12 protein-coding genes are annotated in these 11,971 nt (G+C 72.0%); 10 read left to right on the top strand and 2 right to left on the bottom strand.

Annotation, left to right across the window (positions count from 1 at the left end):
• The 8 genes from U4E84_RS14740 to U4E84_RS14705 form a co-directional block, all read left to right on the top strand.
• The coding region (locus tag U4E84_RS14740; RefSeq protein WP_322532874.1) for a chemotaxis protein CheA at positions 1-1,459 on the top strand (1,459 nt) is incomplete at its 5' end.
• Positions 1,456-2,265, top strand: a complete 810-nt coding sequence (locus tag U4E84_RS14735) for a protein-glutamate O-methyltransferase CheR (RefSeq protein ID WP_322532873.1) — start codon at positions 1,456-1,458, stop codon at positions 2,263-2,265. The genes U4E84_RS14740 and U4E84_RS14735, both read left to right, overlap by 4 nt.
• On the top strand, positions 2,265-3,476 hold the full coding sequence (locus tag U4E84_RS14730; protein WP_322532872.1) for a HEAT repeat domain-containing protein: 1,212 nt from the start codon (positions 2,265-2,267) through the stop codon (positions 3,474-3,476). The genes U4E84_RS14735 and U4E84_RS14730 overlap by 1 nt, the downstream gene beginning before the upstream one ends.
• Positions 3,477-4,346, top strand: coding sequence for a CheF family chemotaxis protein (locus U4E84_RS14725; protein WP_322532871.1), 870 nt, complete (start codon positions 3,477-3,479; stop codon positions 4,344-4,346). It begins immediately after the preceding gene.
• 215 nt (positions 4,347-4,561) lie between these two features.
• Complete coding sequence (locus U4E84_RS14720; RefSeq protein ID WP_322532870.1) at positions 4,562-5,269, top strand: HAD family hydrolase; 708 nt, start codon at positions 4,562-4,564, stop codon at positions 5,267-5,269.
• On the top strand, positions 5,266-5,940 hold the full coding sequence (locus tag U4E84_RS14715) for a class II aldolase/adducin family protein (RefSeq protein ID WP_322532869.1): 675 nt from the start codon (positions 5,266-5,268) through the stop codon (positions 5,938-5,940). Before U4E84_RS14720 ends, U4E84_RS14715 begins: the two co-directional genes overlap by 4 nt.
• Before the next feature lie 58 nt (positions 5,941-5,998).
• A complete protein-coding gene (locus tag U4E84_RS14710; RefSeq protein ID WP_322532868.1) occupies positions 5,999-6,970 on the top strand; it encodes a ribose 1,5-bisphosphate isomerase in 972 nt (323 codons plus the stop codon).
• A complete protein-coding gene (locus tag U4E84_RS14705) occupies positions 6,967-8,043 on the top strand; it encodes a PfkB family carbohydrate kinase (protein ID WP_322532867.1) in 1,077 nt (358 codons plus the stop codon). The genes U4E84_RS14710 and U4E84_RS14705 overlap by 4 nt, the downstream gene beginning before the upstream one ends.
• A 64-nt stretch (positions 8,044-8,107) precedes the next feature.
• Here the strand turns inward: U4E84_RS14705 and U4E84_RS14700 are convergent, their stop codons facing one another.
• Both U4E84_RS14700 and U4E84_RS14695 read right to left on the bottom strand, forming a co-directional pair.
• The gene (locus tag U4E84_RS14700; RefSeq protein ID WP_322532866.1) at positions 8,108-9,292 is read right to left on the bottom strand and encodes a hypothetical protein; all 1,185 of its coding nucleotides are present in this window, start codon (positions 9,290-9,292) and stop codon (positions 8,108-8,110) included.
• Between the two features lie 93 nt (positions 9,293-9,385).
• Positions 9,386-10,444: an asparaginase gene (locus U4E84_RS14695; protein ID WP_322532865.1), complete on the bottom strand. Its 1,059-nt coding sequence runs from the start codon at positions 10,442-10,444 to the stop codon at positions 9,386-9,388.
• A gap of 252 nt (positions 10,445-10,696) precedes the next feature.
• On the opposite strand from U4E84_RS14695, the gene U4E84_RS14690 reads away from it, so the two are divergent.
• Positions 10,697-10,918, top strand: a complete 222-nt coding sequence (locus tag U4E84_RS14690) for a hypothetical protein (protein WP_322532864.1) — start codon at positions 10,697-10,699, stop codon at positions 10,916-10,918.
• Positions 10,919-11,096: 178 nt separating this feature from the next.
• A partial coding sequence (locus U4E84_RS14685) for a DUF255 domain-containing protein (protein WP_322532863.1) occupies positions 11,097-11,971 on the top strand: 875 nt, incomplete at its 3' end.

Below are 11,971 nucleotides of genomic sequence, written 5' to 3'. Positions count from 1 at the left end.
GGTCGCGGTCGGCGGAGAGGACGCGGCGACGGCCGAAGACAGCGACGCGACCGCGGATGCGGACGAGACCGACGACGCTGACGCGGCACCCGACGACGGGTTCGAGCCCGCGGACCCGGAGGGAGCCGAGTCGGAGGCGGCCGACGCGGACGACTCCGCGACCGACGCACCCGACGACACCGACTCGTCGTCCGGCGGGTCGGACTCAAACTCCGGCGACGAGATCAAGTCCATCCGGGTGGACGTCGACCAGGTCGACGAGCTGTACGGGCTCGTCGAGCAGCTGGTGACGAGCCGGATCAAGCTCCGGCGGGAGCTGGAGGCCGCCGACGCGAAGTCGGACACGTTGGACGAACTCGACAAGCTCACCTCGAGCCTGCAGGACACCGCGATGGACATGCGGCTCATCCCGTTCTCGCAGGTGTCGGACTCGTTCCCGCGGCTCGTGCGCGACGTCTCGCGGGACCTGGACAAGCGTATCGACTTCGAGATCGAGGGCGCCGACGTCGAGCTCGACCGCACCATCCTGACGGAGATGCGCGACCCGCTCGTCCACGTCCTGCGGAACGCGGTCGACCACGGGATCGAGCCCTCCGACGAGCGCGAGGCCGCCGGCAAGGACCCGACCGGACACGTCAGGCTCACGGCCGAGCGCGAGCGCGACCACGTGATCATCGAGGTCGCCGACGACGGCGGCGGACTCGACCCGGACCGGCTCCGCGAGAAGGCGGTCGAGGAGGGCGTCAAGAGCCGGGAGGCGGTCGAGGCGATGGACGACGACGAGGCGTACGACCTCGTGTTCCACCCCGGCTTCTCCACCGCGGAGGAGGTGACCGACGTCTCCGGGCGCGGCGTCGGGATGGACGTCGTCCGGACGACCGCCCGCGACCTCGACGGCTCCGTCGCGATCGAGAGCGACCCGGGCGAGGGGACGATCGTCCGGTTCCGGCTCCCGGTCACCGTTGCCATCGTGAAGGTGATGTTCGTCGACGTGGGCGGCACGGAGTACGGGATCCCGATCAAGTCGATCGCCGAGGTCGCCCGCGCGGACGACGTGGAGGAGGTCCACGGCGACGAGATCGTCCGGCACGAAGACGACCTCTACCCGGTGATCCGACTGCGCGATCGGCTCGGGGACAGCGGCGCCGCGGCGGCCGGGCTGGGCGCTGACGACCCCGCAGGAGGCGACAGCGCCGTCGTCGACGCGGGGGCCGCGACGGCCGACGGCGGCGTGGTCGACGACGGCGACATGGCCGACGGCGTGGTCGACGAGGGGATGCTCGTCCGGATCCGCGAGGAGACGCGGCAGGTCGCGCTCCGCTGCGACGCCGTCCTGGATCAAGAGGAGGTGGTGGTGAAACCGCTCGACGGCCCTCTGTCGGGGACGCCGGGACTCAGCGGCACGGCGGTCCTCGGCGACGGCGACGTCGTGGCCGTGCTCGACGTGGTGAGCCTATGAGCGGCGAGGCCGAGACGGAGTTCGAGGGCGTCCTCAGACAGATCGACGACGCCGTCCCGTTCGAACCCGGGTACTACAACGAGTCGTACCTCGACCGGCGGATCACGGCGCGAATGCGTCGCCGCGACACGGAGTCGCACGCGGAGTACGAGCGCCTGCTCCGCGAGGACGCCGACGAACGGCGGGCGCTGATGGGCGCGCTCACGATCAACGTGACGGAGTTCTTCCGCAACCCCGAGATGTGGGACGTGCTCCGCGACGTGCTCCGCGAACGGACGAGCGAGCAGCGGCGGGTCCGCGTCTGGTCGGCCCCCTCCGCGGACGGTCGGGAGCCGTACTCGGTCGCGATGTTGGCCTGTGACGACCCCGAGATCGACGACTCCCGGGTCGAGGTGCTCGGCTCGGACATCAGCGAGGAGGCGCTCGACGACGCCCGCGCCGGCGTCTACCACACCACCCGAACGACCGACATCGCCGAGGAGCTGGCGCCGCTGTCGGACCCCGATCGCTACGTCGAGCGCGACGGGGACGCCTTTCGCGTCCGCTCGGCGGTCAAGCGGCTCGTCGAGTTCGAGACGCACGACCTGATCCGCGACGGCGCGCGCGACCCGTTCGACGTCGTGTTGTGTCGCAACCTGTTGATCTACATCGACGTCGACCACAAAGGGGCGCTGTTCGACACGCTGGAGGCGTCGCTCGCGGACGACGGCGTGTTGGTGCTCGGGATGACGGAGAGCGTCCCGCCGGACCGCAGGGACCGGTACGAACCGATCGACAAGCGTCGACGAGTGTTCGAGAGGGTGTGATGTCGCTGTACCAGTACGCTCGGGACGGGAACGTCGAGCGGCTCCGGGACGCCCTGGGGAGCGACAGCCCCGCGGTCCGACGACGCGCGGCCGAGTTCCTCGGCGAGGTCGGCCACGAATCGGACCAGGCGACCGTCGACGTGCTCCTCCGTGCCGCCACGGACGACGACGACGCGCAGGTCCGCGGGGCCGCTGTCGACGCGCTCGACGAGCTCGGACAGGAGGCGCTCGAACAGCTCCTCTCGGAGCTCACCGGGACAAGCGGATCGGAGGCGGAGTGGGTCACCGCACGCAAGTTCGCCCGCGCGCTCACGGCCGACCGCCCGGAGCTCCGGATGGCGGCCGCGAACGCGCTCGCCCACCTCGACGACGCGAGCGGGCTTCGTCACCTCGTCGAGGCGCTCGACGACGGGGACTCCCGCGTCAGGCTCCGTGCCTGTCAGGCCTGCGGGACGTTCGCAGACCCCCGTTCGGTCCCGGCCCTGACGAAGCGGCTCGACGACGACGACCCGCGGGTCAGGCGGGCCGCGGCGAACGCGCTCGGAAACGTCGGGACCGATCGGGCGCTCGCGCCCCTGCTCGACCTCCTCGACGAGGACGACGAGTCGCTCCGGCGGATCGCCGCCGGCGCGCTCGGGAGGGCGAACAACCCCGAGCCGGTCGAGCCGCTGGCGCGCGCGCTCGGCGACGAGAGCGCGAGCGTCCGTAACGCCGCGGTGTACTCGATCATCGAGCTGCTCTCGAACGTCCCCACCCGGCACAGCCACGCGGTCCGCGACCGCGTCGTCTCCGAGCTGAAGTCCGCCGACGACGAGACCGTCGTCGAGCCACTCGTCGAGATCCTCTCTGACGGCCAGCAGACCCGTCAGCGGCGGAACGCGGCGTGGATCCTCGGCCGCGTCGCGGAGCCGAAGTCGGCGCTCGCGGTCGAGGCGCTCGCGGGCGCGCTCGCCGACGAGGACCCGCAGACCGCCCAGTTCGCGGCCACGAGCCTCACGAGTCTGGGCGGTCCCGTCGTCGAGGACCGTCTGCTCGACCGGATCGGCACCGAACACCCGGAGGAGGCCCGCGCGAAGGCGGTGTTCGTGCTCGGTCAGGTCGGCGGCCAGGAGACGCTGAACCGGCTCGAAGCGCTCACCGACGACGAGAGCCCCGCAGTCCGGAAGCGGGTGTTCTCCGCGGTCTCCAAGCTCCGGGCGGGGGGTCCGTAGATGTCCAGCGGCGGCGAGTACAAGGTCACGGACACGCAGGGGCGGTTCGCGGTCGCCGTCCGCGAGGGGCGGAAGGTGAGCGACGTCTCGTGGACGCCGGGCCGAGTGCTGCTCTCGAACCGGCGGCTGATCCTCGCCGGCAACGACGGGAAGCGCACGATACCGCTCTCGGAGATCCGGGGACTCGGCGGACGCCACGACGCCAACCAGTCGGTCGCGCGCGTCTCGAACTACGTGAGCTTCGACCTCGGCGACCAGGTGCTACTCGTCGCCGCGTCCGACCACGAGTCGTTCGAGCTCGACGTCTATCGGGCGCTGCTCGACCAGCGGACGGTGACGGCCAAACACCCCGCGATCGAGGGCGGCGTCGTTCGGGAGACCGAGTGGGAGCAGGCCCGCGTGAAGATCGACGAGAACGGCCTCAACGCCGCCTTAGAGAGCGGCGCGTTCGTGGAGTTCGACCTCGACGACATCAGTGGCCTCGACGCCGCGAAACGCACGGTCAACGGAGAGAAGAAGCCCGTCATCGAGGTGTCGCACACTGACGACGAGGGGACGAGTATCGAGACGCACGTCGCCGGCGACCCCAGTCGCATGCGGTTCGTCGAGGCGTGGCTCCGGAAGGGCGAGCAGCGCAGCTCGTCGAACGTCGACCTCTCCAGCCGCGACCGGGAGGTGTTGATGGCGCTGTACTCCGGCGTCTCGCCGTTCGAGATCCCGTCGTTCCTCGGGATGGACGTCGACGCCGTCGAGGAGACGTTCGAGCGGCTCGTGGACCTCGACGTCGTCGAAGAGGTTCGGGTGCGCCGGGAGGTTGCGCTCAACTCCCGCGGACGCAACATCGCCAGCGAGGCGATGAACGAGCAGTAGGTGGTCGGACCGCTCGCTGAGGGCGGTGGCGAACAGCCGGCGCGGGAACCCCTCCGCGACGGTGCGCCGGGCTCCAGCCTCGGCCGCCGCGGACGACGGATCAGATCACGGGGTGGGGTGGCCGCGGCATCGGTGAAAAGCGGGGGGTGCCGCCGGGGCGCCCCGAGTCGTCCGCGTCGAACCACGCTTAAGTCGTCCCCCGGTCCAGTGAGGGCATGAGCTACGAGGCGGTGTGTTTCGACCTCGACAACACCCTGTACCCGTACCCGCCCTGCAACGAGGCGGGCAAGCGGGCGGCGCTCGCGGCGTTCCGCGAGCGGGGGTACGAGATGAACCGAGCGACGTTCGACGAGCTGTACGCGACCGGTCGCCGAGAGGCGAAGCGCGAGACCGGCGGCACCGCCGCCTCTCACTCGCGGCACATCTACTTCAAGCGGGCGCTCCAGCGCCACGCCGACGAGCACGACGCCGCGGCCGCGCTCGCGGTCGCCGACGCCTACTGGGAGGGGTACATGGACGCGATGGCGCTGTGTGATGGGGTCGCGTCGGTCTTCGACGCGCTCGCGGCGGCGGACACCGACGTCGCGATTGTGACGAACCTCACGACGCGCGTCCAACTGCAGAAGCTCGCTCGGCTCGGCATCGACGACCGGATCGACCGGCTCGTCACCTCCGAGGAGGTGGGGCGCGAGAAGCCGAGCGCGCTCCCCTTTGCGACCACGCTCGCGGCGTTCGACTGCCGACCGAGCGAGGCGCTGATGGTCGGCGACAACGTCGACGCCGACGTCGCCGGCGCGAACGCGGTCGGGATGGACACCGCGCTGTTCGACGCGGGCTCGGACGACAACGCCGAGTTCGAGGGTCCTCGCCGGCCCGACTACCGTCCGGACGCCTTCGCCGACCTGACGGAGGTGGCGCTGTGAGCTGGGACGCGACGGACCCCGACCCCGACCTGCTCCGCGACGCGCGCGAGGCGGTCGTCGAGTACGCGCCGGCGCTCGCCGACCTGACGCCCGGTCGAACCGGAAACCTCAGCGTCCGCGACGGCGACGCGGTCGCGGTGACGCCGACGGGGGTCCCGTACGACTCCTTCGACGCCGACGACGTGCCGGTCGTCGGCCTCGACGCCGAGCGGCTGGCGGGCCGGATGGCGCCGTCGAGCGAGGTGCCCATGCACACGGGAATTTACAAGCACGACCGGCCGGGGGCGATCGTCCACACCCACTCGCCGTGGGCGACGACGATGGCGACGCTTCACCGGAAGCTCCCGCCCGTCCACTACATGATCGTGTCGGTGGGGCGGGAGGTCCCGCTCGCCGACTACGCGCCGTACGGGACCGAGGAGCTGGCCGCGAACGTCGTCGCCACGATGGCCGAGGCCGACTCCGACGCGGCGATCCTCGCGAACCACGGGCTCGTGGTGACCGGCCCGGACCTGGAGACCGCAGTCGAGAACGCCCACCACGTCGAGGACCTCTGCCGGCTCTACCTCCGGGCGTCGGCGGTGGGCGAGCCGCGCGTCCTCACGGACGACCAGCTGGAGACCGTCGAGGAGCGGTTCGAGAGCTACGGGCAGCAGCCGGACGCGGAGTAGGGCGCACGCCTCGACGGTCGCCCGGTTATATAAATACCCGGACGGCCACCGGATCGGTATGACCGAGCACGAGCTGTCGACCGCGGTCAGCGAGACCGCCGAGGAGATCGCGACGATGGAGGTCCGCGGCGCGGCGACGATCGCGTCCGCGGCGGCCGAGGCGCTCGCCGAGCAGGCCCGCGCGGCCGCGGAGAGCGGGCCGACCGCGAGCGACCCCGAGGCGTTCCGCGCGTCGATGCGCGCCGCGGCCCGGACCCTCCGCGAGACGCGCCCGACGGCCGTGTCGCTGCCGAACGCCCTCCGATACGTCCTCCAGCGGATGGAGGGCGACGACGTCGACCGGCTCCGCCGGAGCGTCGTCGACGCGAGCGAGGCGTTCGTCCGCCAGCTCGACCGCGCGCAGGAGGACCTCGGACAGGTGGGCGCGAACCGGCTCGCCGACGGCGACACGGTGATGACTCACTGTCACTCGACGGACGCGCTCGCGTGCATCGAGGCGGCCGTCGAGCAGGGGAAGTCGATCTCGGCGGTCGTCAAGGAGACCCGCCCGCGTCAGCAGGGACACATCACCGCCGAGCAGCTCCGCGAGATCGGCGTTCCCGTCACGCTCATCGTCGACTCCGCGGCGCGGCGGTACCTGGACGAGGTCGACCACGTCGTCGTCGGCGCCGACTCGATCGCGGCCGACGGCGGCGTGATAAACAAGATCGGCACCTCCGGCCTCGCGGTCAACGCCCGCGAGCGGGGCGTGCCGATCATGACGGCGGCCCAGACGATCAAGCTCCACCCGGAGACGCTGACGGGCCACACCGTCGAGATCGAGATGCGGTCCGAAGACGAGGTGATACGGCCGGAGACCCGCGAGGAGATCGGCGAGATCGTCGTGGAGAACCCGGCGTTCGACGTGACGCCGCCGCGGTACATGGACGCGATCGTCACCGAACAGGGCCAGTTCCCGCCGGAGAGCATCGTGACGCTCATGCGGGAGCTGTTCGGCGAGGGCGCTGCGGAGCCGTGGGCGGAGCCATGACCGCGGGCGGGAAGGGGAGCGGAGACGGCGACGGCTGGGAGGAGGAGGTCGCGCAGTGGGACGAGGAGGTCTCCGAGTGGGAGGCCGAGGACCCGGACCTCGCGCCCGAGGAGTCGGGCCGCGTCCCGAAGGTGATCGCCGCGGGCCACATCAACTGGGACGTGACGATCCACGTCGACCGGCTGCCGGAGCCGGACGGCGAGACCCGGATCGACCGGCTCGAACAGTCCGGGGGTGGCAGCGCCGCGAACGTCGCGGTCGGGCTCGTGGACCTCGGCGGCCGGTCGGTCGTGTACGGCAGCGTCGGCGGCGACGAGTCGGGCGCGCTCGCGCTCCGCGAGCTCGCGAGCGCCGGCGTCGACCCCGGGCAGGTGCTCGTCGACGCCGACGAACCCACCTCGGTGAAGTACGTCATCGTCGACGGCGGCGGCGAACTGCTGATGTTGGCGAACGACGGCGCCAACGAGTCGTTCACCGCGGCGGGGCTCGACCGCGACGTGCTGACCGCGGCCGACCACCTCCACCTCACGGGCCAGCAGCCGGAGACGGCGGCCGCGCTGGCGACCGCCGCGGGCGAGGCCGGCGCGACCCGCAGCTTCGACCCCGGCCGGCGCGTCGGCGACCGCGAGTTCGACGCCGCGCTCCACGCGGTCGACGTGCTCTTCCTCAACGACCGCGAGGCCGACGCGCTGGCCGATTCGACCGACATCGACCCGTGGGAGCCCGCGGACCGCGTCGTCGCGATCAAGCTCGGGAGCGAGGGCGCGACGATTCGGACGCCCCACGGCGACGTCTCACACCCCGGCTTCGACGTCGACCCCGTCGACACGGCCGGCGCGGGCGACGCCTTCGCGGCCGGGTTCCTCGGCGCGGCCCTCCGCGAGCTCGCGATCGTCGACGGCGGGTTCTCGCACGACCCGCGCGACTACCAGGTGCCGCTGCTCGTCGGCAACGCCTGCGGGGCCATCGCGGCCGAGACGGTGACCGCCCGCGCGACGCTCTCGTGGGACCGGATCCGCGAGACGATGGGCGAGTCGCCGGAGTCGGACCTCTTGATCGAGGTGCGCGCCTGATCGGCGCCGGGCGACGCGCTCTCCCCACCGATCGGCGCTCGGTCCCCCCGCTCTCGCGGCGCGGTCACCCCTCGTAGTCGAACGCCACCGCGAGGTCCGCGGCACCCCAGAACACGAACCGGTACCGGCCGGGGACGAGATCGGGACAGACCCGGAGCGCGTCGGCGTGCGGTCCGTCCTCGACGAGGCCGGACTCGGTCAGCTCGAACTCCCACTCCAGGCTCTCGCCCGGCGAGACGCCGATCGCCTCGTCGGTGTACTCGAACGCGGCGTCGCCGTCGGCGCCGCGGAGTTCGGTCCACCCCGACTCGGTCCGGACCTCGAGGTTGTACTTCCCCTGATTGCCGACGTGCACCTCGCGTGCGGAGACGTTCGTGAGCTCGACCCAGAACCGATTCCCGCGGAGGACGGTGGTGTTGTCGGCCGCGTCGTCCCCCTCCGTCGTGATCCGGAGTACGAGCGGCCCGTCGCCGCCCGCGTCGGATCCGGCACCGCCGCCGCCGCCCCAGTTGACCTCGCCCTCGTACCCCTGCGGATGGCGCTCGAACCCGTCGACGTCGCACTCGAACGACGCGGGGACGTTCGGCGGGTCGCCGTCGGGACGGACGTCCCCGCGAAGCCCGTCGGGGTCGATCAGCGGGTCGTCGCTGCGAACCGTCGCCGTCTCGTCCCACCCGTCGGTGATCGAGACCCGCGCCGACTCGGGGCGGGCGTCGGTCGTGACCCTGAGGAAGGCGCCGGAGAAGGTGATGGCCTCCCCGCAGGCGTCCTCGTCGTCGTCGGGGCCTCCGACGGTCGCGCTCGCGACGAGCGTCCCGTCTTCCACGCCGACGTCGGCGAACGAGAGCTCCCCGTGACACGTCGTCGGACCGACCGACTCGACGTACGCGAGCACCGACTCCGAAAAGTCGGTCTCCTCGACAAACGCGACCGTCTCCTCCGGGGCGTTCCGGAGGAGCCACGCGGCGTCGTGCTCCTCCGTGACGAGCGCGCAGAAGCCCCGACGCCGCTCGCGGTCCCACACCGGTCCCGAGAGCGCCTCGCCGACCTGTTGTACGGCGGTCTCGACGTCGCCGTCGTCTCCGTCAGTTCCGTCACCGTCCTCGCTACCATTCCCCGGGTCGCCGTCTGCGCCGTCGGTGCCGTTTCTGTCCCCCGGCGTCGGGTCGACGGTCTCGGCACAGCCCGCGAGGGCGACGCTGGCGGCGGCGATTCCGTAGAGGGTCGTTCGTCGCGTGATGTCGGTCATGCCCCTCGGTACGGGAGCAGTGCATAAGGGCTTCGTCTAAGCACAAACGGTCGTCTGAGTTACCGCGCCCCCGCGACCGAGAGCCCTCGGCGCCTACGTCGACGGCGCGAACAGCGCCTCGATCCCGTCCGCGTCGAGCCCGGCGGCGAGGCCGAGCGCGAGGGCGACGCGAGCCTTCGCGGCAGGGAGAGCGCCGGCGAACGTGACGCCGTGGTCCGCCAGCGTGACGGCGCCCCCCGGCGTCCCGTAGACCCGTTCCGTCGGCCCGGCGGGAGGACGACCGGCGACGACGACCGGCACCGCGTCGACGGCCGCGGCCACGGCGTCGCCGATCGTCGCGGTGACGTTCCCGAGTCCGGTTCCCTCGATCACGAGCCCGCCGACGCCGGCGTCGACGGCGCGCTCGAGCCCGGCGGCGCCGACTCCCGTCCCGGAGTGGATCACGGGCACCTCGGGAACCAGAGCGGCGTCCTCGATGGCGTCCGCGAGGGGACCGACGTCGACTCCGCGTCGCGGCTCGCGGACGAGCCTGGAGCCGTCCCGGGTGAACGTCGCCACCGGACCGGTCCCCGGCGAGGTCATCGTCGAGAGCGCGTTGCTGTGGCCCTTGATCACGTCGCGGGCGGCGTGGAGCTCGTCGTCGAACGCGACGTGGACCCCCGGGGCGAACCGGTCGTCCGCGGCGGCCCGCACCGCGAGCGTCAGGTTCGCCGGCGCGTCGCTCGAGGCCTCGTCGAGCCGACGCTGGGCTCCCGTGACGACGACCGGCGCCGGGAGGTCGGTGAGGAGGTCGAGCGCGAACGCGGTGTCGGCGAGGGTGTCGGTGCCGTGGGTGACGACGACGCCGTCGGCGCCGTCCGCGATCGCCTCGCGCGCGGCGGCTGCGGTCGCGAGCACGTCGCGCCACCGCACGTCGAACCCCGGCTGCGCGCAGACCTCGCGGGCGCTCACGGTCGCGCGTCGCTCGACGCCCGGCACCGCCGCGACGAGGTCGTCGCCGGTCTTCGCCGGCGCCGCGCCGCCGTCGTCGGGCTCGGACGCGATGGTGCCGCCGCAGGCGACGACGACGACGTGCGGCGTCGGTCCGCCGTCGGTCACGATCCGTTCCTCTCTGCGCGTCTCGCGGTCCCGCGTCGACTCCGTGTTCGTCATACCTGCAGGTACTTCCGAAGGGCCAAAGCGGTTGGTTCCGCGGCAGCGTGCTCTCGCCGCGCTGGCGGAGGCGATCGCCGGCGACCCGCGGCGGTCGTCGATCGCGACCGAAAAAGGATTAGAAGAGTTGATAAACGTTTAAAACGTTTCTCAGCCGGTTTTAAAATGTCACTAACCCGCCGAGAAACGTGGTGAAATTCCCCGAACCCTCTACCGGCTATATGGGGGTCCCCGTCGTACGGAGAAGTGTCCATGTCAATCCCCGCCCCCACGCGCCTCGCGTCCGGCCGACAGGTCGCCGGGCTGATGACCGGCACCGTGAAAGCCGCGGCCTTCTGGGCCGCGATCGCCATCCCCGCCGCCTACCCCGTGTTGCTGTACATGGGGCTCGAGGGCGGCACCGGGCTGCTGTTCGTCGCCCTGCTGTTCGCGAACGCGCTGGCGCTCGCGCTCGGCCACGACTACAAGCGCTGACCGACGAGCCGCACCGTACCGAGGCGCCGCCCTCCAGCGGCACCGACCCGTTCGAACGCGCCCGCCCTCTCGCTCCTCCCGCCTTCTCGCTTCTCCTGTCCTCTCGCTCCTCCCGTCCTCGGATTCCCCCTCTCGCCGGTCTCGAAGCGCTTACCCACGGGCCGACCCGACCCCACGTATGACCGACGAGACGCACGTCGAGTGGTGCGACTGGGGGCCAGAGGCGTTCGCCGAGGCGGACGAGCGCGACCGACCGGTGCTCCTCTCGCTGTCCGCCACGTGGTGTGAGGGCTGTCACGAGATGGACGCCGCAACGTACGCCGAGCCCCGGATCGCCGCCAACGTCAACGAGGGGTTCATCCCGGTCCGCGTCGACGTCGACCGCCACCCGCGCGTCCGGGAGCGGTACAACATGGGCGGGTTCCCGACGACCGCCTTCCTCACGCCCGACGGCGAGCTGCTCACCGGCGCGGGCTACCTCGACGTCGACGGGATGCGGCAGGTGCTCGAATCCGTCCGCCGGATGTGGGCCGACAAGGGGCGGTCGGCGGGGCGGGTCCCCCGCGCGCTCGACGCCGACCTCCCGCCGCGCGGGGAGCTGTCCGACGCGGTCGAGAGCCACCTCGCCGGGCAGCTGGAGGTGCAGTACGACGAGGAGTACGCCGGCTGGGGGACGGACGCGAAGTTCCCGCTTCCCCGCACGGTCGAGTTCGCGCTGAAGCGCGACCGCGACCGCGCCCTCCGGACGCTCGACGCGGTGCGCGACCACCTCGCCGACGACGTCGCCGGCGGCTTCTTCCGGTTCGCGGGGACCCGCGACTGGGGCGACGTCGCCTACGAGAAGCCGATCGACACGAACGCCGCGGTCACGCGCGCGTTCGCGAACGCCTACCTCTACACCGGCGACGAGGCGTACCTGTCGCCCGCGACCGACGCGGTCGACTTCCTCACCGGCGACCTCTGGACCGGCTACGGCGTCGGCGGCAGTCTCGGTCCGGGGCTCGGCCGCGCCTACTACGCCGCGCCCGCCGCCGACCGCGCCGAGCTCGACCC

The organism is Halorubrum sp. AD140 (assembly GCF_034497445.1).
GTDB lineage: Archaea > Halobacteriota > Halobacteria > Halobacteriales > Haloferacaceae > Halorubrum.
The sequence above is the reverse complement of the archived record's forward strand: the minus strand, read 5'-3'. Positions and strand labels throughout refer to the sequence as shown.

Bases quoted from the DNA above. Each gene is read 5' to 3' on its own strand.
- U4E84_RS14720 (WP_322532870.1), top strand. From the start codon at position 4,562: ATGAGCTACGAGGCGGTGTGTTTCGACCTCGACAACACCCTGTACCCG.
- U4E84_RS14730 (WP_322532872.1), top strand. From the start codon at position 2,265: ATGTCGCTGTACCAGTACGCTCGGGACGGGAACGTCGAGCGGCTCCGG.
- U4E84_RS14705 (WP_322532867.1), top strand. From the start codon at position 6,967: ATGACCGCGGGCGGGAAGGGGAGCGGAGACGGCGACGGCTGGGAGGAG.
- U4E84_RS14735 (WP_322532873.1), top strand. From the start codon at position 1,456: ATGAGCGGCGAGGCCGAGACGGAGTTCGAGGGCGTCCTCAGACAGATC.
- U4E84_RS14710 (WP_322532868.1), top strand. From the start codon at position 5,999: ATGACCGAGCACGAGCTGTCGACCGCGGTCAGCGAGACCGCCGAGGAG.
- U4E84_RS14690 (WP_322532864.1), top strand. From the start codon at position 10,697: ATGTCAATCCCCGCCCCCACGCGCCTCGCGTCCGGCCGACAGGTCGCC.
- U4E84_RS14725 (WP_322532871.1), top strand. From the start codon at position 3,477: ATGTCCAGCGGCGGCGAGTACAAGGTCACGGACACGCAGGGGCGGTTC.
- U4E84_RS14695 (WP_322532865.1), bottom strand. From the start codon at position 10,444: ATGACGAACACGGAGTCGACGCGGGACCGCGAGACGCGCAGAGAGGAA.
- U4E84_RS14700 (WP_322532866.1), bottom strand. From the start codon at position 9,292: ATGACCGACATCACGCGACGAACGACCCTCTACGGAATCGCCGCCGCC.